The sequence below is a fragment of the Micromonospora sp. NPDC049114 genome, assembly GCF_040648635.1.
Classification (GTDB): Bacteria; Actinomycetota; Actinomycetes; order Mycobacteriales; family Micromonosporaceae; genus Micromonospora.
The window spans coordinates 167,267-187,234 of the sequence record NZ_JBEZEA010000002.1; the positions used below are offsets into that span (position 1 = coordinate 167,267).

Annotated in this window: 20 protein-coding genes; 18 read left to right on the top strand and 2 right to left on the bottom strand. The window is 74.3% G+C overall.

The window, feature by feature from the left end; translation table 11 throughout:
• Positions 1 to 10 precede the first annotated feature (10 nt).
• The gene (locus AB0B39_RS08425) at positions 11 to 1,135 is read right to left on the bottom strand and encodes an FUSC family protein (RefSeq protein WP_357497059.1); all 1,125 of its coding nucleotides are present in this window, start codon (positions 1,133 to 1,135) and stop codon (positions 11 to 13) included.
• 229 nt (positions 1,136 to 1,364) lie between these two features.
• On the bottom strand, positions 1,365 to 1,994 hold the full coding sequence (locus tag AB0B39_RS08430) for a TetR/AcrR family transcriptional regulator (RefSeq protein WP_357497061.1): 630 nt from the start codon (positions 1,992 to 1,994) through the stop codon (positions 1,365 to 1,367).
• Between the two features lie 67 nt (positions 1,995 to 2,061).
• On the opposite strand from AB0B39_RS08430, the gene AB0B39_RS08435 reads away from it, so the two are divergent.
• From AB0B39_RS08435 to AB0B39_RS08520, 18 genes are all read left to right on the top strand, one after another.
• Entirely contained in the window at positions 2,062 to 3,225 is a 1,164-nt protein-coding gene (locus AB0B39_RS08435; protein ID WP_357573865.1) for an FAD-dependent oxidoreductase, read from the top strand.
• 191 nt (positions 3,226 to 3,416) lie between these two features.
• Entirely contained in the window at positions 3,417 to 4,223 is an 807-nt protein-coding gene (locus tag AB0B39_RS08440) for a DUF3153 domain-containing protein (protein ID WP_357573866.1), read from the top strand.
• A gap of 144 nt (positions 4,224 to 4,367) precedes the next feature.
• On the top strand, positions 4,368 to 4,703 hold the full coding sequence (locus tag AB0B39_RS08445; protein ID WP_357497067.1) for a hypothetical protein: 336 nt from the start codon (positions 4,368 to 4,370) through the stop codon (positions 4,701 to 4,703).
• Between the two features lie 11 nt (positions 4,704 to 4,714).
• Entirely contained in the window at positions 4,715 to 5,323 is a 609-nt protein-coding gene (locus AB0B39_RS08450) for a glycine zipper family protein (protein ID WP_234589458.1), read from the top strand.
• Entirely contained in the window at positions 5,320 to 6,018 is a 699-nt protein-coding gene (locus tag AB0B39_RS08455; protein WP_357573867.1) for a carboxypeptidase-like regulatory domain-containing protein, read from the top strand. The genes AB0B39_RS08450 and AB0B39_RS08455 overlap by 4 nt, the downstream gene beginning before the upstream one ends.
• A gap of 23 nt (positions 6,019 to 6,041) precedes the next feature.
• Positions 6,042 to 7,277 carry a phage tail sheath subtilisin-like domain-containing protein gene (locus AB0B39_RS08460; RefSeq protein ID WP_357497071.1) on the top strand — a complete coding sequence of 412 codons (1,236 nt, stop codon included), beginning with the start codon at positions 6,042 to 6,044 and terminating at the stop codon, positions 7,275 to 7,277.
• A gap of 3 nt (positions 7,278 to 7,280) precedes the next feature.
• A complete protein-coding gene (locus tag AB0B39_RS08465; RefSeq protein WP_234589447.1) occupies positions 7,281 to 7,763 on the top strand; it encodes a phage tail protein in 483 nt (160 codons plus the stop codon).
• Complete coding sequence (locus AB0B39_RS08470; RefSeq protein ID WP_357573868.1) at positions 7,738 to 9,069, top strand: hypothetical protein; 1,332 nt, start codon at positions 7,738 to 7,740, stop codon at positions 9,067 to 9,069. The genes AB0B39_RS08465 and AB0B39_RS08470 overlap by 26 nt, the downstream gene beginning before the upstream one ends.
• Positions 9,069 to 9,971 carry a hypothetical protein gene (locus tag AB0B39_RS08475; RefSeq protein ID WP_357573869.1) on the top strand — a complete coding sequence of 301 codons (903 nt, stop codon included), beginning with the start codon at positions 9,069 to 9,071 and terminating at the stop codon, positions 9,969 to 9,971. The genes AB0B39_RS08470 and AB0B39_RS08475 overlap by 1 nt, the downstream gene beginning before the upstream one ends.
• Positions 9,968 to 11,560, top strand: a complete 1,593-nt coding sequence (locus tag AB0B39_RS08480; protein WP_357573870.1) for a contractile injection system protein, VgrG/Pvc8 family — start codon at positions 9,968 to 9,970, stop codon at positions 11,558 to 11,560. The genes AB0B39_RS08475 and AB0B39_RS08480 overlap by 4 nt, the downstream gene beginning before the upstream one ends.
• Entirely contained in the window at positions 11,560 to 11,898 is a 339-nt protein-coding gene (locus tag AB0B39_RS08485) for a hypothetical protein (RefSeq protein WP_357497079.1), read from the top strand. The genes AB0B39_RS08480 and AB0B39_RS08485 overlap by 1 nt, the downstream gene beginning before the upstream one ends.
• Positions 11,895 to 12,326 (top strand): GPW/gp25 family protein, encoded by a 432-nt coding sequence (locus tag AB0B39_RS08490; RefSeq protein WP_357497081.1) that lies wholly within the window; start codon positions 11,895 to 11,897, stop codon positions 12,324 to 12,326. Before AB0B39_RS08485 ends, AB0B39_RS08490 begins: the two co-directional genes overlap by 4 nt.
• Positions 12,323 to 14,959 (top strand): putative baseplate assembly protein, encoded by a 2,637-nt coding sequence (locus tag AB0B39_RS08495; protein WP_357573871.1) that lies wholly within the window; start codon positions 12,323 to 12,325, stop codon positions 14,957 to 14,959. Before AB0B39_RS08490 ends, AB0B39_RS08495 begins: the two co-directional genes overlap by 4 nt.
• Positions 14,940 to 15,497, top strand: a complete 558-nt coding sequence (locus tag AB0B39_RS08500) for a phage tail protein (RefSeq protein ID WP_357497085.1) — start codon at positions 14,940 to 14,942, stop codon at positions 15,495 to 15,497. The genes AB0B39_RS08495 and AB0B39_RS08500 overlap by 20 nt, the downstream gene beginning before the upstream one ends.
• Positions 15,494 to 16,426 (top strand): hypothetical protein, encoded by a 933-nt coding sequence (locus AB0B39_RS08505; protein ID WP_357573872.1) that lies wholly within the window; start codon positions 15,494 to 15,496, stop codon positions 16,424 to 16,426. Before AB0B39_RS08500 ends, AB0B39_RS08505 begins: the two co-directional genes overlap by 4 nt.
• Positions 16,423 to 16,881 carry a hypothetical protein gene (locus tag AB0B39_RS08510; RefSeq protein ID WP_357497089.1) on the top strand — a complete coding sequence of 153 codons (459 nt, stop codon included), beginning with the start codon at positions 16,423 to 16,425 and terminating at the stop codon, positions 16,879 to 16,881. The genes AB0B39_RS08505 and AB0B39_RS08510 overlap by 4 nt, the downstream gene beginning before the upstream one ends.
• A gap of 63 nt (positions 16,882 to 16,944) precedes the next feature.
• On the top strand, positions 16,945 to 17,697 hold the full coding sequence (locus AB0B39_RS08515) for a hypothetical protein (protein ID WP_357497090.1): 753 nt from the start codon (positions 16,945 to 16,947) through the stop codon (positions 17,695 to 17,697).
• A 50-nt stretch (positions 17,698 to 17,747) separates the two neighbouring features.
• A complete protein-coding gene (locus tag AB0B39_RS08520) occupies positions 17,748 to 19,964 on the top strand; it encodes a hypothetical protein (RefSeq protein WP_357573873.1) in 2,217 nt (738 codons plus the stop codon).
• Positions 19,965 to 19,968 lie beyond the last annotated feature (4 nt).

Here is a 19,968-nt window from a genome sequence, read left to right on the forward strand (position 1 = left end):
GGGTCGCCGGTCACACGGCGGGCAGGCCGAGGGCCTCGTCCACGCGCGCGAGGACGGCGGCGTCGTCGTCGGGGTGCACGCCCCGCAGCAGGTCGATGGCCGTCGCCCGGATCTGACCGATGATCATGGCGAGTGGGAGGGTCTGGGTCGACCCGAAGAGCTGCCCGGCGGTGTGGACGGCGGCCAGCGCCGCCTCGTCCGCCCGGGCGGCGTGCCGGTCGGCGGCCTCCTCCCGCCCGTCCAGGTCGGCGGCGAGCGCCTCGCCGGCCTCCCGGATCGCGTCGACCAGGCAGCGCAGCGCCTCGCCCAACTCCGGCGGTGTGGGGGTCCGCAGTCGACTGAGCGTCACCCCGGCGCGGGCCAGCACCCGGACGTTGCGGACCACGTAGTCGGTCTGCCGGATCGACTCGTCCACCGATCGCAGCCGGCCGATGTGCCGGCGCCGGCGCACGTTGAGCCGCAGCGCCTCCCCGGCGGCGAGCACGCCCTCGCGCAGCCCGCCGACCCGCGCGTCCATGCCCCGGGCCCGCGTCAGCGCGGCCATCGCCGCCGACTCGTCGCGACCGTCCAGCGCGTCGGCGATCCCGCCCACCAGACCGGCCAGTTCGTCGAAGGTCCGCCGCACCTCGGCGACGAGCGGGGCGAGCGGGTGCCGGGCGTCGACGAGGAGGCTGACGGCGAGCGCCACCGCGCCGCCGACCAGCGCGTCGACGAAGCGGAACGGCACCAGCGACCCGTCCGGTGGTGCGACCACCACCAGGTAGAGCGCGGAGACCGCGGCCTGGACCAGGGTCACGCCGGTGGCGCCGAAGGCGACCGCGAGCAGGACGGTGAGCAGGATGACGGTGCCGACGGTCCACGTGCTGCCCGGGCCGAGCGCCTGCACGACCAGGTCCGCGACGAGCACGCCGGCGGCCACCCCGAGCACCACCTCGACGGCCCGCCGGATCCGCTGCCCGCGAGCCTGACCGAGCACGATCAGCGCGGCGGCCGGCGCGAAGAAGGGCTGCGGATGCCCGAGCAGGCGGGTGGCGAGCAGCCAGGCCACGGTCGCCGCGACTGTCGCCTCCAGCACCGGCCGCCAGCCCTGCCGCAGCCGGTGACCGGCGACCCGCAGGCCCCCGAACCACGCCATCGTCCACCTCCGCCACCTCGACCGCACGCCGGCCCGCCCATGGTCATCGGCGCCCGTGCGGCAGCCCGGAGCGCGCCTCGCGATCGTCCACCATCGCGCGCCGGACCTGCTCACCGGGCTGCTCGACGGCCTCCGCGCCGTCCTGGCGCGCTCGGTGGTCGACCCGCCGCACGCGCCGCCGATCGAGGGCCGGACCGGCGCACCGGCCTGCCGGTCACCGGCCCGAGGCTCAGCTCCCGGTCAGGGCGCGCAGCAGCGTGCGGACGGCGCCCGCGAGATCGGCGCGGCTGGCCGGGCCGCCGGGGTCCGGGGCGGTGAGCGCGCCGGCACCGACCAGACGGTCGAAGAGCAGCCCGTCGACGAAGGCGACGAACTGGTCGCCCTGCCGGTCGGGATCGGTGGCTCCGGCCCGGGACAGCAGGTCCCGTGCCTGCACCCGCAGCCCGGTGCCGTGGTGCAGGATGCCGCGCAGTTCGGGGCGGTGGACCGCCTCCAGCAGGCAGGCGTAGCGGGCCAGCGTCCGGCTGCGTCCGGTGCTCAGCCAGCTGTCGAGGACCTCGGCCACCCCGGCGGCGAGCCGGTCGAGGTCGTCGCCGTCGAGCCGGGGACCCGGCGCTGCCGAGGGCGGCCCGGTCGGCAGGTCGTACGCGGCCAGGTCGACCCGGTCGCGCTCGGCGAGGCGTTCCACCACCGCCTCGATCAGTGCCTGCCGGGTGCGCAGGTACGCGGAGGTGGTGCCGGCGGGCAGCCCGGCGCGACCGTCGACGGCCCGGTGGGTCAGCGCCCGCATCCCGCCGTCGGCGATCAGCTCGATGGCGGCGTCGGTCAGCAGCGCGATCCGGTTGGCGCGGGCCGTCACGGGTCTCCTTCGGCGTTGGGGTCCGCAGGTAGTATCACTCTTCTACAGGTGTAGAAGGGCGGGCGACATGGGTGAGCCACACGCGGTGGTGGTCGGCGGCGGCATCGGCGGGCTGAGCGCGGCGCTCGCCCTGCACCGGCACGGATGGCGGGTGACGGTGCTGGAACGCGCCCCCGAACTGCGCGAGGTGGGCGCCGGGCTGACCCTGATGGCCAACTCGCTGCGCGCCCTGGACGCCCTCGGTCTGAGCCCGGCGCTGCGGTCCAGCGCGCACGCTGAGGCCCCCGGCGGGATCCGCGACCGGCGGGGCCGATGGCTGTCCCGGCTGGACGCGGCGGAGATGATCCGGCAGCTCGGCACCAGCGCGCTCGGCATCCACCGGGCCACCCTGCACCGCATCCTGCGCGAGGCGCTGCCCGCGTCGTCGCTGCACACCGGCGCCGAGGTCGAGCACGTCGAGTCCGAACCCGACCGGGCCACCGTGCGCTACCGCCACCCCGACGGCCCGCGAACCCTCGACGCCGACCTGGTCGTCGGCGCCGACGGCCTGCACAGCCGGCTGCGCACCCACCTCTGGCCGGAGATCCCGGCCCCGGTGTACGCGGGCTCGACGGCCTGGCGGGCCGCCGTCGCGTTCCCCGACCCGATCCCGACGGCGATCACCTGGGGCCCCGGCGCCGAGTTCGGCATGGTGCCGCTCGGCGAGGGCCAGGTCTACTGGTACGCGGCACTCACCGCTCCGCCGGGTGGTCATGCCCCGGACGAGTTGGCGGCCGTACGGGAGCACTTCGGCGCCTGGAACGAGCCCATTCCCGCGCTCCTGGCGGCGACCCCGCCCGGGGTGGTGCTGCGCAACGACATCCACCACCTGGCCACACCGCTGCCCTCGTACGTGCGGGGACGGGTGGCGCTGCTCGGCGACGCGGCCCACGCGATGACACCGAACCTCGGACAGGGCGCCGGGCAGGCGATCGAGGACGCGGTAGTGCTCGGGGTTGCCTGCTCCGGCGGCGCGCAGGGACTGCCGGCCGCCCTGACCTCGTACGACGCGCAGCGTCGCCCCCGCAGCCAGGCCATCGCCCGTGCCTCGCTGCGCGCCGGCAGGTACGGCCAACAACTGCGCAACCCGCTCGCCCTCGCCGTACGCGGTGCCGCGCTGCGCCTGATCCCCGCCGGCACCGTCCTGCGCGGCATGACCCGGCAGGTCGACTGGCGACCACCGGCGGGCTGAGCGGCCACTCAATCGGCCACGATCATCGGCTCGGCCCGGGGGTCACCCCCACCCGGACGCAAAACTCCAGTTTATTCTTTCGCGCCGCTTTCCACAGCGGGCGAATACGACAGCGCGCCGGTACAATCGGCGACTGCCTTGTGACCGATCGCTGACTGCTCATGGTGAAAGCGATCACACACACTGAGCGCATGAACAGGAGAGTCAACCGCGGTAGGGCACTCCGCGTCGCGGTGTGCATCCTGCTTCTCGCCGCGTTGAGCGGCTGCATGCAACTCAACATCGGGCTCACCGTCAACGCCGACGACACGGTGGACGGGCAGTTGCTGCTGACCGCCCAGAAGTCCCTGCTCAGCTCGCGGAACAAGAACATCCCGGCGGCCTTCGCCGAGCTGCGGCAGAACATTCCGGCGCTGCCGCCGGGCGAGGAGACCAGCTACGAGGACAGCAAACTCTTCGGCACCCAGATCAATTACCGCAGGGCACCGCTGGCGAGCTTCGACAGCGAGAGCGTCAAACTGGTCCGAGACGGCGAATTCTACCGTTTCACGTTGCCGCTGGACCCGGCGAAATACGGCGGGAAAATTGCCCAGCAGAATCCCCAACAACAGCAGGCTTTCCTCAAGCTGATGTCGTTCGAGATCTCGGTGACGTTTCCCGGCCGCGTGATCGACACCAATGGCACAGTCAACGGCCGATCGGTCACCTGGAAGGTCGACTCCAACCAGGACAAGCCGATGGAACTGCGGGCCGTCGCCGAGGCGCCGCCCCGCCCCTCGGCCGCACCGGCAGCCGCCGACGCCGACTCCGGCGGTTTCCCGTGGCTGCTGGTCGGCGGCGGCGTACTCCTGCTGCTGGTGCTCGCCGCGGTGGGCGTACTCCTGCTGCGCCGCCGTCGCCCGACGGCGCCGGCCGCACCCGGCGCGACCCCACCGGGACCTCCCGCACCGGGACCGACCTCGCCGGGCCCGCCCGCCGGCGCTCCCGGGCCCGGCTGATCCATCCGGTGGCCGGCCCCGCCGGCCACGTCCGGCCCCGGCCGCCCGCGACGACGGCGACCGGCGCCGGTGCTCCCCAGCGGGAGCACCGGACCTCACCACCACCACATCCCGGTCGCACCATCGCAGAAAAGGGGGATCGCCGTGAACGATCTCTTCACCTGGGCCGCCCTGGGGACCATCGCCGGCGCGAGCGCCGCCACCCTGCTGGCCACCAACGTCATCGGCGGGCTCCTCGGCCCGAGCGGCGACAAGCTCCGCAAGTGGATCGCCATCGTCATCGCGCTGCTGCTGTCCTACCTGACCGCCGCCTTCGCCGACGAGGCCGGCGGCGAGAAGTGGGTCATCGCGTTCTTCAACGCGCTGGTGATCTTCTCCGCCGCGCTCGGCGTCAACCAGTTCCCGCCCGGCAACCGGCAGGCGACGCCCACCCAGCTCGCGAGCGGTCGCGAGCCCCGTGTCTTCCGCTCCTGGGTCTGAGGGGTGACGTCATGATCTTCGGAATTCTCAGCGCGGCGATCCAGGTCGCTGTCGGCGCCGTCCTCGGCCTGCTGGCCGGCGGCCCGGTCGGCCTGCTCATCGGCGCCGTCGTGGGCCTGGTGGTCGGCGTGGTGTTCGGCTGGGCGGTCACCTCCGCCGGGGTGTACGCGCCAGACGCCCGCGGCATCTTCCTCTTCGTCGTCGACCACACGTGGAGCCTGCTCAACACTGTCGTCGGGGCCATCTACCTGGCCGTGCACCTGATCTTCGGGCACTCGCTGGACCGGCCCACCTCGGCCGGCAGCGGCCGGGTCAGCGTGGTGGAGGGCGTCTCACCCCGCTACGCCACCACCATCGGCACCGTCTGCGCCGGCTCCAGCTCGGGCATCCAGCGCCACGAGGACGTGCACATCTTCCAGGCACGACTGCTCGGCCCGCTCTACATCCCGCTGGTGCTGGCGAACTACGTGCTGTTCACCATCGCGCCGGTCTGGCTGCTCTACCACGACCACACCAACGCGCCGATCAACCGGTTCACCCGCTACTTCGAGATCGGCGTCTACCCGCACGTGTGGAACGAGGCCATCGCGTACCGGATCCAGGGGACGCCGCCGCGATGACCACCGACGGGCGCGGACCGATCGAGACAGCCACCGCCGAGCTGGCCGCATGGCTGACCGGCGTGGCGGGGGAACCCGTCCCGATCGGCCCGCCCCACGCGGGCGTCGACGCCGACGGGCTGACCCTGTGGCCCCTCGAACTGCGCCCGGCCCGACAGACGCGCTCCAGCGGCGCGGTCCGCGAGCCGTACCGGTTCACGGTCCGCTACCTGCTCTGCGTGGCCGGGCCCGCCGGGCTGGCCGTCCTGGACCGGGTGCTCACCGCCGCCACCAGCGACGGCAGCTACCCGGTGGTGCTGGAGGCTGGCGACGCCGCGCTGTGGACCGCGTTCGACGCCCCGCCCCGACCGGCGCTGCTGATCGACGTGCCGACGCAGGTGGACCACCCGACGCCGGCCGCGCCGCCGGTCCTGCAACCGCTGCGGCTGCGCCAACTGTCGATGCGCACCCTCGCCGGTCGCGTCGTCGGCCCCGAGGACCAACCGCTCGCCGCCATGCGCGTCGAGCTGCCCGGCACCGCCTCCGCGACCCGCACCGGCCCCGACGGCCGGTTCCTGATCGCCGGGGTCCCGCACGACCCCGACCACCCCGGCCCGGTACGGCTGCGGCTGCGTGGGCGCGGTCTCGTGCTCACCGCCGACGTCGACGCGGACGAGGACGACATCGTCATCGTCTGCGCGCCACCGACCCACTGACGCCCACCCGTACAGGAGGACCGATGCCCAGCTACTTCTCCCCCGGCATCTACGTCGAGGAGGTCCCCAGCGGCGCCCGACCGATCGGACCGGCGAGCACCAGCATCGCCGCGTTCGTCGGCGTCGCCCCGAACCGCGGCGCCCACGTGGGCAAGGCCGTACCGGTCAACAACTGGACCGAGTTCCTGCGGCTGTTCGCCGACGGGAACCAGGTCGAGAGCACCCCGCTGGCCCGGGCCGTGTTCGGATTCCTCGACAACGGGGGTGCCCGCTGCTGGGTGGTGAACGTCGGCGAGGGCGGCGCCATCACCGGCGCCGGTCAGCGCCGCGGCGGCCTGCAACTGCTGGAGGCCATCGACGAGATCTCCATCATCGCCGCTCCGGGCTTTCACGACGTGGTGTCCCACGAGGCGCTGCTCAGCATGGCCGAGCGCACCCGCACCATGGTGGCGATCTGCGACCCGGCACCGGACATCGACGACATCTCCGCGCTGACCCGGGTCGCCACCCCGTCCTCCGGCAAGCCGGCCAAGCCCGCCGAGGGCGCGGCCGCCAGCGCCGGACCCGGTGGGTCCGGCGGCGGCGAGGGACCTGCGTACCGGCCCCGGCAGTCCGAGTTCGGCGCGTTCTACTACCCGTGGATCGAGGTACGCGACCCGATCAGCGGGGAGTTGGAACTCACCCCGCCGAGCGGGCACCTCGCCGGCATCTGGGCCCGCACCGACGCCCTGCGGGGCGTGCACAAGGCGCCGGCCAACGAACCCGTGCGCGGCGCGGTCAACCTGGGCTACCTGGTCACCCGCCCGGAGCACGACGTGCTCAACCCCAAGGGCGTCAACGTGATCCGCTACTTCGCCGGCGAGGGCATCCGCGTCTGGGGCGCCCGTACGCTCGCCGCCGAGGCCAGCGAGTGGCGCTACCTCAACGTACGGCGGCTCAGCATCGCCATCGAGCAGGCCATCGCCAACGGCACCCGCTGGATGGTCTTCGAGCCGAACGACTTCACCCTCTGGCGTTCGATCCGGCGCGACATCGGGGCGTTCCTGACCCGCGTGTGGCGTGACGGCGCGCTGCTCGGGCGCACCCCCGAGGAGGCGTTCTTCGTCAAGTGCGACGAGGAGACCAACCCGGTGGACGTCCGCGACGCCGGCATGGTGATCGCCCACATCGGCATCGCCGTCGTCAAGCCCGCCGAGTTCGTGGTGTTCAAGTTGAGCCAGTGGGCCGGCGGCACCGAGACCGAGACGATCGGAGGCTGACACATGCCCACCACAGCCACCCCGCAGCCGGGCGCCCCGGTCGACCCGTACCGGGCGTACAACTTCCGGCTCCTCATCAACGGCGTCACCAACGGCCACTTCACCGAGATGAGCGGGCTGGAGGTGAACATCCCCGGGCAGCCGTACCGCGAGCACGGCCCCGGACCGACGCGGATGGTCCCCGGCCAGGCCGAGTACGAGCCGGTGACCCTGCACTTCGGCCTCACCGCGTCCCGCGAGCTGTGGGACTGGGTGAACGCCACCGCCCAGGGCACCCTCAACCGCCGCAACGTGTCGGTGGTGCTGCTGGACTCCGCGGGCACCGCCGAGGTGCTGCGCTGGAACCTGATCGACGCGTGGCCCACCCGGTGGCGCGGGGCGCACCTCAACACGGTCGGCCACGAGATCGCCATCGCGTCGCTGACGCTGCGCTACGAGGGCCTGGAGTTGGAGACCGGCGGTGCCGCCGCGCCGACGCCCGCGTAGCTGGCTGGCCGGTCGGCTCCGCTCGGCGGCCGGCGCGGTGCACCGCCTCGCCGGCCTGGTGGAGAACACCGGCGCACCTGCGGCGCCTCCGGCGGAGGTGCCGCGCCGTCTCGGGGAGCCGCCCGCGCACTGGCTGAACCTGGTCGCGGCACACGCCCCCGGCCTGCTGCGCGAACTGGACCTCGACGCGACCCCCACCGGCGTCGAGCGGACGCCGGGCGGCGACGACAGGCGAGACGGTGGCCTGCCATCGTCCACTCCGGCTCACGAGATCGACGAAGGAGCCGGCTCCGCCTGGAAGACGTACCGGCGTGTCGCCGGGCGGACCGGTCGCCGCGTTCGCGGCCCGGCCGCCCAGCCCGACGACGCTGCCGGCAGCCGGGCAGCCGATACGGCGGACGACCGCGGGGCGACGGACGACCCGAGGACGGTGGACGGTCCCGGCGCACCCGAGGGCCACGGCCTCAGCAGGGCCGCCGGCCTCGGCCGGACAGCTGGCACCGCCCGGACGGGCGAGGCATACCGCCCCGGCGGGACGGGTGCCCGCGGGCGGACGGGTGCGGTGGGGCCGGACGGATCGCGGCAGGCGGGCCGGGCCGGTGGGTCGGGGCGGGTGCCCGACGACTCCGGCCTCGGCGCTCGACCCGGCGGCTCGGGGATCGGCCGCGCCGGCACGAGCGGCGGTTCCGACGCCACCCACCTGCCGGGCGGGCACGACGTGCCGACGGCGTCCCCACCGGCGAATCGGCGCCTGTCCGGCCGGATCCTGGAGGCATGGCCCGCGCCTCAGTCATCGTCGCGGGGCGCGGCGACCACGGCGGTCACGCCCGCCGCACCGGCGGGACCGCTACGACGGGACACCACGACCACCGACGCACCCGACCCGACCCGGGCAGGCGTGCCCGCCGCCCCGCCCACCCGGCGCGGCTCCCCGCCCGGGATCGCGAAGGACCTCGGCCCCTCCAGGGGCACCTTCCCACCACGGATCACCACCGCGCCCACCGCCGTCGACGGGGTGACGGCGGGCGGCGCGGGCAGCGGGTTGTGGCCCGCCCTCCCGGACGAACGCGCACCGCTGGGTGGCGTACGGGCCACGCAGCACGGCGAGCCCGACCACCGGCACGACGACCGCGGCCACCGCGATCAGCGCGAGCCGAGTGCCGCGCAACTGCCGGTCGGCCCGGCGTCCACGGCCGTCGACCCGTGGCCGGAGCTACCGGACGACACTCCGCTGTGGACGGTCCCCCCGGCGGCGCTCGACGCCCGCCACGTGGACCGCCTGGATCGGGAACAGGCGGGCGGCTGATGGAACGTGTCGCCTTCCTCATCGACTCCTCCGGGGAGCGGGTGGACTGCCTGCTCAACCCGGAGACCGTGCAGGTGACCCGGCTCGCCGGGGTACGCCATCGGGGCGCGGGCGGCGGGCAGCTCACCGGGGCCGGACTGGCCGACGACCCGCTGGTCTTCACCGGCGGCGGCCGTACGGAGCTGGTGCTCGACCTGCTGTTCGACGTCGACTTCGTCCAGGCCCAGGTCCGCCCCACCGACGTCCGGGTGCTCACCCGGCCACTGTGGATGCTTGCCGAGAACTCCACCGCCGAGCACGGGTGGCTGCGCCCGCCGCTGGTCCGGCTGGTCTGGGGCAAGACCTGGAACGTGCCCGGCGTGATCATCGCGGTGGCCGAACGGTTCGACGCGTTCACCGGTACGGGCTCGCCCCGGCGCTCGTGGCTGCGGCTGAAGCTGGTCCGGGCCGCCGAAACCGCCGACCAGGCACAGGCGGGATTCGCCGAGGAGCTGGCCGCGGTGAGCACCCCGACCGCCTCCCCGGGCAGCGCCGTGGTCGCCGCCGGTGACGGCGCCGCCGAGCCGGGCAACTCCGGGGTGCGCTTCGACCTGCTGGCCAACGACGCGCTCGGGTCGCCGCTGCGGTGGCGGTTGCTGGCCGAGCACAACCGGATCACCGACCCCCTCCAGGTGCCCGCCGGCACGACGCTCGCGGTCCCCAGCAGCGCGCCGGGCGGTGGCGGGTCGGAGTCGACGCTGGCCTCGATGGCGCGGGCGGTGGCCGGCGCGGTGGGCGCCGGCGCGTCGTACGTGGGCGCCTCGATCGCCACCGCGAGCTGGGCCACGCCGACCGGCACGGCGACCGCCAGCACCAACCCGGACGGCACGCCGCCCGGCACCGGCCCGGGGAGTACGCCATGACCAGCGTCGCGCCCCGCGCGCTGACAGTTCTGCTGGACGGCGTGGAACTGGACGCCACGGCCCGCCAGCGGATCCGCTCGCTGCGGGTGGCCGCCCGGCTCGACCAGCCGACCCAGGCCGAGCTGGTGCTCGCCACCGCCGCAGGGGCCGGCGCTCTCGACCCGGCGGCGCGGCCCGGCACGACAGTCGACGTACGGCTCGCCGACCACCCCGACGCGCTGTTCACCGGCGAGGTCACCGCCGTGGAGGTCGAGTACGCCGCCGACGGCGCGGCAGTGCTGCGCCTGCGGGCGTACGACGCGCTGCACCGCCTGCGCAAGCGCCAGGACCTGCGGGTCTTCACCTCGGTGACGGCGGCCGAGCTGGCCCGTGAGCTGTGCGGCGAGGTGGGCCTGACCGTGACGGCGGACAGCGACGGACCGCGACTGGAACGGCTGCTCCAGCACCGGCACAGCGACCTGGAGCTGCTCCGGGAGGTCACCGGCCGGGCCGGACTGCACCTGGCCGCCGACGGCGACGACGTCCGGCTGATCACCCTCGCCGGCTACGGGGAGCCCGTCGCGCTGGCCCTGGGCGCGGGTGTGCACACCCTGCGGCTGTCCACCAACGCGGACCAGGCCAGCGGTGCCAGCGCCGCGCTGGGTTGGCACCCGCAGCGGGCCGAGCCGATCAGCCAGCAGGCCGACGAGGCGCGCTGCGGTCGACCGGCCGGCGACCGGCCGGACCCGGCCGACGTCGGGGCGGACGGGGTCCGCACCGCCGTCGACCAGCCCGGACGCAGCGACGACGAGTTGGCGGCCCTGGCCCAGGCACGACTGGACCTGCGCGCCGCCGCGCTGGCCACCGCCGAAGGGCTGGCCGAGGGTGATCCGGCGCTGCGGCCCGGCCGGCGGATCGATTTGACCGGTGTGCCCGACCCCCTCGCGGGGGCGTACGTGCTGACCGAGGTGGTGCACACCGTGGACGGCGACGGGCACCTGACCCGGTTCTCCACAGTGCCACCGGCTCCCGCCCCCACGGCGGCGGGCCCGGCGGTGGTCACCCTGGGCACCGTCACCGACGTGACCGACCCCGACGGGTTGGGTCGGGTGCGGCTGACCCTGCCGGCGTACGGGGATCTGGACGCCGGCTGGCTCGGTGTGCTCTGTCCCGGTGCCGGCCGCGGCAAGGGCCTGGTGGCGCTCCCCGATCCAGACGACACAGTGCTCGTGGTGCTGCCCGGCGGCGAGCCCGCCTCGGGCATCGTGCTCGGCTCGCTGTTCGGCGCCGTCGAGCCGTACGACGCGGGTGTCGACGACGGGAGGTCCCGCCGCTGGTCGCTGCGCACCGCCGGCGGGCAGTCGATAGTCGTCGACGACGTCCAGCGCAGCCTGCGCCTCGCCACCGAGGGCGGCAGTTGGCTGGAGCTCACCCCCGACCTGGCCACCCTGCACGCGGCGAGCGACCTGGTGATCTCCGCGCCGGGCCGGGCCATGGTGATCCGCGCCCGCAGCGTGGACTTCCTGCACGCCGACGCGCCCGAGGACGCGAGCACCGCGGCGCAGCAGGCCCGTTCGCTCGCCCGCGCCCATCACGAAGGAGGCGGCTGATGCGCTGGATCCACCGCGACTCGGTGATCACCTGCGACCACGACGGCCGGGTCGAGAACCAGCCCTCGCAGCTCTGGGTGACCGTCACGGCCGTGCCGGTGCTGGTGGACGACGACCCGCAGGGCCGCACCATCAAGGCCTGTCCGAACTACGGCCCGACCGTCAAGCCGTGCACGAACACGTTGACCGTCCGGGTCGGCTACAGCGACTGGCTGCGCGTCGACGGCCACCGGGTGGTGCTGTCACACCTCGAGGGGTTCACCGACGGCACACCACCGGGGATGGTCCACCACACCGTCCGCGATCCCCGGCAGCGGTTCCTGGGGGCGGACCGATGAGGGCGTTCCGTTTCGTCGGCGCGGGCTTCGACGCCGGTCGGGGCGGCGGGCTGGCGCTCACCGCTGCCGGCGGCCTGGCCATGACCGAGGGCGACGAGAGCGTACGCCAGGCGCTGTTTCTGTTGTTGTCCACGACGCCTGGCGAACGGCTGATGCGACCCGGGTACGGCTCCCGGCTGCACCGGCTGGTCTTCGCGCCCAACGACGACACGACGGCCGGGCTGGCCATCCACTACGTCCGGCAGGCCATCGCCCGCTGGGAGCCCCGGGTCGAGGTGATCGATGTGGACGCCGGACCGGACCCGGACGACGCGTGGCGGCTGGTGATCCGGCTGGACTACCGGGTGCGGGCCAGCCTGACGCCCGGGCAGCTGGTGTTCTCCGTGGATCTGCTCCCCGCCGACGACGAACCGGGAGAACAGTCATGACCCTGCCCGTGCCGCACCTGGACGACCGTGGGTTCCTCGACCTCGTCACCGAGGCCCGCGAGCAGATCCGACAATCCTGCCCCGCCTGGACCGACCTGTCGGCGCACGACCCGGGCATGGCACTGGTGGAGGCGTTCGCACACCTCACCGAGGTGATGATCTACCGGCTGAACCAGTTGCCGGAGAAGGCGTACGTCTCGTTTCTGAACCTGCTCGGGGTGGCGCGGCACGCGCCCACCGCGGCCTGGGCGGACGTCGTGTTCACCCGCGCCGGCACCGACCGGGGCGCGGTGCGGATCCCGGCCGGCCTGCGGGTCGCGGCGGCGCGCGGCGCCGATCCCCGACCGGTCCTGTTCGTCACCACCGAACCGGCAGTGCTGGCCGCCGGGGAGACGTCGGTGACGGTACGGATGCACCACTGCGAGCCCGTCGAGGCGGAGCTGCTGGGTGTCGGCACCGGCCAGCCGGGCCAGGTGCTCCGGGCGGCGCACGCTCCCCTGGCCCACACCGGCGAGCCGCTGGACCTGCTGCTCGGGGTGGAGGTGCCGGCCGGCTCGGTGGAGCTGGGGGTGGCAGCCCGCGAGCACGACGGCCGCACGTTCGAGATCTGGCAGCCGGTGGACAGCTTCGCCGGGCTCGGCCCGCAGGCCAAGTCGTACCTCGTCGACCGCTGCTCGGGGACCGTCACGTTCGCTCCGGCCCTCGACCTGCGACCGCCCGCCGGCGCGGGCGAGGCAGCCGGGCCCGCCGGGGCGGTGACGGTGGCGGCGGTGCCCCCGGCCGGGCGACAGGTCCGGCTCTGGTACCGCTCCGGCGGCGGTCCCACCGGCAACGTGGCGGCCGGCACCCTCACCAGCCTGCGCGATCCACTGCCCGGGGTACGGGTCGACAACCCCGCGCCCGCGGCCGGCGGCCGGGAGATGGAGGCGCTGGAATCGGTGCTGCTGCGCGGCCCGTACGAGTTCTTCGCCCAGCAGCGCGCCGTCACCGCCCGCGACTTCGAGGTGCTGGCCACCAGCTCCGGCGCGGTGGCGCGGGCCCGCGCGTTCACCCGCTCGGCCGTCTACAGCTTCGCCCGACCCGGTGAGGTCGAGGTGGTGCTGGTGCCGTACGTGCCGCCGACGGCCCGCCCGGGCGGCCGACTGCCGGTGGCGGTGCTGCGCGAGCACGAGGTGCCCGAGGCCCGCCACCGCGTCGAGACGGACCTGGAACAGCGCCGGATGGTCGGCACCCGCTCGCGGGCCACCTGGGCCCGGTTCAAGGCGGTGTCGGTGCGGGCCCGGGTGGTGGTGCGCCGGGAGGAGGACGTGGACGCGGTCCGGCGACGCATCCACGACCGGCTGCACCAGACGCTCAGCCCGCTGCCCACCGCGCTCAACCCGACCGGCTGGCCGTTCGGTGAGCCGCTGCGCGCGTCCAACGTGTACCGGTTGCTGGAGCACGCCGAGCCGGGCGTGCGCTACGTCGAGTCGGTGCGGTTCGTCGTCGACGAGGCCCCAGACGCCGACGTGCGCGCGCTCGCCGTCGATGCGTACCAGCCGCGCACCTGGTACGCCGGGCGCGGCCCGGTGCTGTTCCGCTCCAGCAACTCCGGCGCCGGCTGGGAGCCGGCCGGCCGGTTCGACGACGAGACGGTGCTGCGGGTGGCGCCCGCTCCCGCGCCGGTGCGACCGGGCATCGTCGCGCGGCCCGGATCGGTGGCCGTGGTGACGCTGCGCGCCTCGGGCGGCTCCCGGGTGCACCTGAGCACCGACCTGGGTGAGACGTGGTCGCTGCTGACCGACCTGGACTCGCGCATCTCGGACGTGGCGTGGCTGGACCGCGACGGCGCCGGCGCGCTGCTGGTGGCGACCGACACCGGCCTGTACGAGGTGTCGCTGCTGCCCGGCGCGGTGCCGCTGCAGATCCTCGTGGATCCGTCCGACGCCGACCGGGGCTTCTACGCCGTACGCGCGTTCGTCTCCGAGCGGGGCGCCCCAGGTGTGGCGGTCGCCGCGCAGGCCGGCTTCGGGGTGTACCTGTCCACCGCCGGTGGCCGCCCGGGCAGCTTCGCGCACGTCGGCCTCTCCAACGTGGACAACCGGGTCCTCGCGGTGCAGTACGACGGCCCGGCCACCCTGCTGTGGAGCGGCGCCGGCGAGCCGGACCCGAAGAAGCCCGGCCAGGGCTGCCACCGCACCCGGCTGTTCGAGTCCGACGTGCAGTGGCAGACCGTGCAGAGCGGCTGGATCGGCGGGACCTGCCGGGACCTGGCGTTCGCCGGATCGCAGGTCCTCGCCGCCACGCAGAGCGGTGGGGTGCTGCGGCTGGACACCCTCGCGGCCCAGCCGCAGTGGCAGTCGGTGTCGGTCAACTGCGGGCTGCCGCTGCGCGACCGGACCCGGTTCGTGCCGGTGGACGCCGTCGCCGTGAGCGGCCCGGCGACCCTCGGCGCGAACGGTCCCACGGCGGACGACCGACTGGTCCTGGCCTGCGGTGAACGCGGCGTGTACCGCAGTGCCGACGCCGTCAACTGGACTGCCAGCGCCAACCAGGCCACCGCCGACGTGGTGACCGTCCCGGACACGTGGCTGCTCTGCTCCGGCGAGCACGACATCGAGGTGGTGCGCCAGGATGCGACGCTCGGCGATTGAGCGGCTGCTGCCCGCCGCCTACCAGCGGGCGTGCGTGCCGGGCAGCGTGCTCTGGGCGCTGCTGGACGTCATGGAGGGGCTGCACGCCCCGGACGAGGCGATCCTCGCCGAGGTGGACGCCCTGTTCGACCCGTACCGGGCGCCCGACCACCTGGTCGTGCGGTTGACCCGTTGGGTGGCGATGGACCACGTGGTGGCCTCGCCCCGACCGGACGCCCCACTGCCGCTGCCGGTGGGCCGACTGCGCGACCTGGTGGCCAACGGCGCGTTGCTGGCCCGGTGGCGCGGCACCCCGTACGGGATGCGCCGAGCCCTGGAGCTGGCCACCGGGTTGCCGGGATTCGTCATCGACGAACCCGACGAGCGGCCCTTTCACATCGTGGTGCGGGTGCCGGCGGCCGCCGCCGGTCAACTCGCCGTGATCACCCGAATCGTCGAGGCGGAGAAGCCCGCGTCGACCACCGCCGAGATCGTCGTCGCCGCTTCGTCGCCACCGACCCCGCCGAGCGCGGCACCGTCCGCAGAGGAGCCGTCATGACCACCGAATGGGCCGTCGTCGCCGCCGCGTCGCAGTTCACCCTGGATGCCGCCAACCACGGCGAGCTGACCTTCACCGTCTCCAACCCGGGCCTGGCGCCGGACACCGTCGTCTTCGACGTGGCACCCGGCGAGGGCAGCCAGCGGGCCTGGTTCACGGTCACCGAACCGCAGCGGGTGGTCCCCGGGCAGGGCTCGGTGTCCTTCCTGGTCCGCCTCGCCGTACCGGCGGGCACCGCGCCGCGCCGCTACGACATGACCGGGTTCGCGTACTCGGCGAACACCGCGCCGGAGGAGAGCTCGCGCTCCAGCGGCCGGGTGACGTACGAGGTCCGGGCGGTCGCCGCGCCGAAGCGGACGCCGTGGCTGTGGATCGCCGCCGCTGCGGCGCTGGTCCTCGTGGTCGCCGGCGTGGTCGGCTACCTGCTGACCCGACCCGACGGCACACCCGCGCCGGGCACGCCACGGGTCGTGACGGTGGAGGCCGAGAGTCTGGTCGACGGCGCTCGGATCGACTCCCCGGCGAAGACGGCCGCGGCGGTCGGGGCGCAGCCGAACTGCTGCGACGTGACCTGGTCGGGCGACAAGCAGCTGTTCTTCACCGGCCTGGCGCCCGGTGACCGGGTGAGCGTCACAGTCGAGCTGCCGGCGGACGCCCTCTGGCGGTTCTCCACCACGCGCACCACCTCGTTCGACTACGCCAACACGATCTGGCAGGTCGACGGCGCGCAGCTCGGCGGCACCTTCTTCGGCTTCACGCCGAAGGTCGTCCTGCAGGACTTCACCGACGTGGGCACCGTCCGGCTCGGGCCGGGTCGGCACACGCTCACGCTGGTGGCGGTGGGCAAGACGCAGGGCTTCGACAGGTACTTCGCGGGCGTGGACCAGATCCGGTTCACCGAGGTGACCGGGGCGGTCGCGCAGCGATGAGCGGTCGGCAGAAGGTGCTGCTGGTGACCGTGGCGGCGCTGCTGGTGGCGTTCTTCGTCCTCGCCGTCGGCGCCTTGGGCGGCGAGCAGGGCCGCGCGGACGACCCGCCGGGGGTCGTCGAGCGGCTGGGCCGCCTCGCCGGCGCGAGCACGGGCGTCGACCCGGCGACAGTGCAGGCCGACTGCGACCGCACCGGTGACGTGCTCAGCTTCGTCGGCGGCTGCGCGGTGCGGGTCGCCGACCCGGGCGAGCTGCGGACGCTGGTGCTGCGCAGCGGTCGCCCGTTCGTGGTGCGCGCTCCGGCGCCCGGCGACGCCGACCTCACCGTGCGCTCCGAGGTCGAGCCGGACGACGGCGGCGACGCGGTCGCCCGGATCGCCGTCGACCGTGCGGTCACCGTGCTGCTGAGCTGCCCGGGAGGTGTCGGATGCACGGTCACCGTCGCCGCCGACTGACCCGCCCACCGGTCGGGCCCGATCCCGCGCCCGCCGGCCGGCACGACCGCGAGGAGGCCCGACATGGGTGACCTGCGCAAGCCCTTCCTGCTGCTCGCGCTTGTCGCGGTCACGCTTGTGGTCCTCGTCGAGGTCGGATCGTCACTGCTCACCGGGGGTGGGGACGCCACCGGCGCGCTGCTGGCCGGCGCGGCGGACCTCGGCGTGGAGGTGGACGCCGGCGGGATCAGCGAGCCCTCCGGGCGGGGTACGAGCTACCTGGCGCTGATCGACGTGGTGGCGCTGTGGACCACGGGCCTGTTCTGCCTGAGCCTGGTCGTGCCCGAACGGGTGCAGGGCCGCATCCAGGGTGTGGCGACGCTGATCTTCTCGATCCTGCTCATCCTGGGCTCGCTCGTGCTGCTGATCATCGCCTTCGTGGAGCTGACCATCATGGTGTCGCTGTTCCTGGCCGTGCCGTTCGGCACCCTGGCGTACCTGGCGCTGTGGGGCTTCTTCCCGGTCGGCGACGCGAGCCTGCTGCTGGGCCTGGCGCTGCTGCTGAAGCTGGTCTGGGCGGTGCTGCTGCTGCTCGCCCAGCCACGGTTCGCCCAGAACAAGGGCCTCGTGCTGCTGGCGCTCACCACGCTGCTCTGCACCGTCGTGCTGGAGTTCCTGCACCGGCTCGTCCCGGTCATCGTGGTGAGCATCCTCGACGACGTGGGGGCGCTGATCTTCGCCATCGTGGCCATCGTCTGGGGTCTGGTGCTGCTGATCGGCTCCATCCCCGCCATCGTCAAGTCCGTGCGGGTGACCGCCGCCCTGCCCACCCGCTGACGTTCGCGGTATCGCCAGCGCGCCGGTGAATTGTCTGTGACCCTGACGGCGTGGATCCGACGCCGGCGCGCGACGCGGTGGAGCTGCGCGTGCACGGCATCTCCGGGGTGAGCGCGGAACGGATCCTCGACCACCCGATGGTGGTCCGCGTCGCAGGGGACCGGCACGCGGGCTTCTTCCGACCACGCAGCGGCAGCGGCGCCGCCGTGGGCGCCGCCGCCGGGGTTGCCGTCGAGGCGTACCGCTGGGGGTCCCTGACCGCCGGCGCCGCCGTCCGGACGGCCTCGATGCTGCTGTTGCTGCCGTTCATGCTGAGCAACCTGGCGATCTGGATGCGGCCGCCCGGCCGGGACCGGTGGGGACTGCTCGGCATACTGTGCCGCCTGCTCGCCGGCACCCTCACCGTCACCTTCGTGTTGGCGATCGTCGGCGTCACCCTGGATCTGGTCGGCTGGCAGTGCGTCCCGTACCCCGGTTGCCGCGCCGGCCGTCCCTACCTGGCCTGGCTCTACGCGCTGCCGTCCGGCCCGCGGCTGGCCCTGCTGTCGGTCGTCCCACTGATCGCGCTGCAGGTCGTCTGGGCGATCGGCACCCGGTCCACGCGGGCGTTCGAGGGATTCGGCCCGTCGTCCGCCCAGCACACCACCAGCGGGACCGACGATCTCGACGACGCCGGTTTCTGGAACGACGAGCGGACGATCGGATGGCTGCGTCAGATCCACATCGCGCTCGGCGTCGGCACCCTGGACGTCAGCCTGCTCGCGGGCATCTCGCCGGGCGGCCCCGGCGCACCCGGGCACGTCGTGCAGTTCGTCGCCGCCGTCGGGCTGCTCGTGCTCTGTGTCGTCCTGCTCGGCCGGCCCGTGCCCACGAGCACGGCACAGGGCCGGCGCCTGCTGCGGCCGCTGTGGGCGGTCGTCGTGGCGGTGACCGCGCTGTGCCTCGGTACGGCCGTGCTCGCCGGCGCGCGGCCGTCCGGTTCCGGCAAACTGCCCGGCTACGAGGGCGCCGCCGCCGGGGTGGTCGCGGTGCAGGGTGTCCTGCTCATCGTCCTGACGGCCGTCACGTACGCCCGCCAACGCGGCGGCCGCCACCGCGCCTTCCTCCGCGGGCTCGGCACCCCGATCCTGGCAGCGGCGGCGGTGAGCATCGGCGCGGCCTTCACCGCCAGCCTGGTCTACCGGACCGCCGACATCCTCGACCACGGTGACATCCCCGACCCGCTGCGACCCAACGCGCCGGTCGTCGGCCCGCTGGAGCCGCCGGTCGCCTACTGGTGGGCGGCGCTCGCCGGACTCGCGGCGCTGCTGATCGGGGCGGCGGCCGCCTCGGCCACCCTCCTGCTGAGCCGTCGGCGGCGGCACGGGTTGGCCGCGAGCATCATCGAACGGGACTACCCGGACGCGTCGCCCGAGGACGCCCACCGGCTGCGGCTGGTCCGGGAGACCATCGCCCGGTCCCAGATCACCGAGGAGCTGGGACCGGTGCTGCTCGCGTTTCTGGTGATCGCGACACTCGGCCTGGCCACCGTCGCCCTCGACGTGATCGGGATCGGTCCCACCCAGCTCGCCGCCCACGTCGGTGCAGAGGGCGGTGCGGCGGGGCTCGTCGTGGCGTATCTGACCGATGCCGGTGTCTGGGTGATCAGCCTGCTGGTGATCTGCCTCCTGATCCTCGGTTTTCGCGCGTACCGGTCGTCCCAGACCCGGCGGCTGGTGGCGGTGCTGTGGGACCTCGGCACCTTCTGGCCGCGTACGGTGCACCCCTTCGCGCCGCCCTGCTACGCCGCCCGCGCCGTCCCGGAGCTGGCGAAACGGGTCACCGGGCTGGCCCGGGCCGGCCCGGTGGTCCTCTCGGGGCACAGCCACGGCTCGGTGCTCGCCGCCGCCACAATCCTGCAGCTACCGCCCGCCGTGCTGGCCAGGGTCTCGTTGCTGACCTACGGATCGCCGCTGGGGCGCACGTACGCCCGGCTCTATCCCGCGTACCTGGGACCGCCGACGCTCGTCGACCTGGGTGAGCGGATCGGGTGGCGGTGGCGCAACCTGTGGCGGGACACCGATCCCATCGGTGGGCCGATCTTCGACGACGCACCACCGGTGTGCGTCGACCCGGCGGCGGGCGACGTCGACATCCGGCTCCGCGATCCCCGAAGCCTGACCATCGACCCGGCGGACACCGTGCCGCCCCCGATCGAGCGGCACTGGCCTTACCACACGCAGGCCGCGTACCAGGTGGCGGTCGCCGAGCTGGCCGGCCGGTCCTGACCAC

Excerpts from the sequence above, each read along its gene's own strand:
- AB0B39_RS08440 (WP_357573866.1), top strand. The coding sequence starts at position 3,417 with ATGAACAGGAGAGTCAACCGCGGTAGGGCACTCCGCGTCGCGGTGTGC.
- AB0B39_RS08455 (WP_357573867.1), top strand. The coding sequence starts at position 5,320 with ATGACCACCGACGGGCGCGGACCGATCGAGACAGCCACCGCCGAGCTG.
- AB0B39_RS08495 (WP_357573871.1), top strand. The coding sequence starts at position 12,323 with ATGACCCTGCCCGTGCCGCACCTGGACGACCGTGGGTTCCTCGACCTC.
- AB0B39_RS08480 (WP_357573870.1), top strand. The coding sequence starts at position 9,968 with ATGACCAGCGTCGCGCCCCGCGCGCTGACAGTTCTGCTGGACGGCGTG.
- AB0B39_RS08500 (WP_357497085.1), top strand. The coding sequence starts at position 14,940 with ATGCGACGCTCGGCGATTGAGCGGCTGCTGCCCGCCGCCTACCAGCGG.
- AB0B39_RS08465 (WP_234589447.1), top strand. The coding sequence starts at position 7,281 with ATGCCCACCACAGCCACCCCGCAGCCGGGCGCCCCGGTCGACCCGTAC.
- AB0B39_RS08490 (WP_357497081.1), top strand. The coding sequence starts at position 11,895 with ATGAGGGCGTTCCGTTTCGTCGGCGCGGGCTTCGACGCCGGTCGGGGC.
- AB0B39_RS08450 (WP_234589458.1), top strand. The coding sequence starts at position 4,715 with ATGATCTTCGGAATTCTCAGCGCGGCGATCCAGGTCGCTGTCGGCGCC.
- AB0B39_RS08425 (WP_357497059.1), bottom strand. The coding sequence starts at position 1,135 with ATGGCGTGGTTCGGGGGCCTGCGGGTCGCCGGTCACCGGCTGCGGCAG.
- AB0B39_RS08505 (WP_357573872.1), top strand. The coding sequence starts at position 15,494 with ATGACCACCGAATGGGCCGTCGTCGCCGCCGCGTCGCAGTTCACCCTG.
- AB0B39_RS08460 (WP_357497071.1), top strand. The coding sequence starts at position 6,042 with ATGCCCAGCTACTTCTCCCCCGGCATCTACGTCGAGGAGGTCCCCAGC.
- AB0B39_RS08515 (WP_357497090.1), top strand. The coding sequence starts at position 16,945 with ATGGGTGACCTGCGCAAGCCCTTCCTGCTGCTCGCGCTTGTCGCGGTC.
- AB0B39_RS08475 (WP_357573869.1), top strand. The coding sequence starts at position 9,069 with ATGGAACGTGTCGCCTTCCTCATCGACTCCTCCGGGGAGCGGGTGGAC.
- AB0B39_RS08485 (WP_357497079.1), top strand. The coding sequence starts at position 11,560 with ATGCGCTGGATCCACCGCGACTCGGTGATCACCTGCGACCACGACGGC.
- AB0B39_RS08510 (WP_357497089.1), top strand. The coding sequence starts at position 16,423 with ATGAGCGGTCGGCAGAAGGTGCTGCTGGTGACCGTGGCGGCGCTGCTG.
- AB0B39_RS08435 (WP_357573865.1), top strand. The coding sequence starts at position 2,062 with ATGGGTGAGCCACACGCGGTGGTGGTCGGCGGCGGCATCGGCGGGCTG.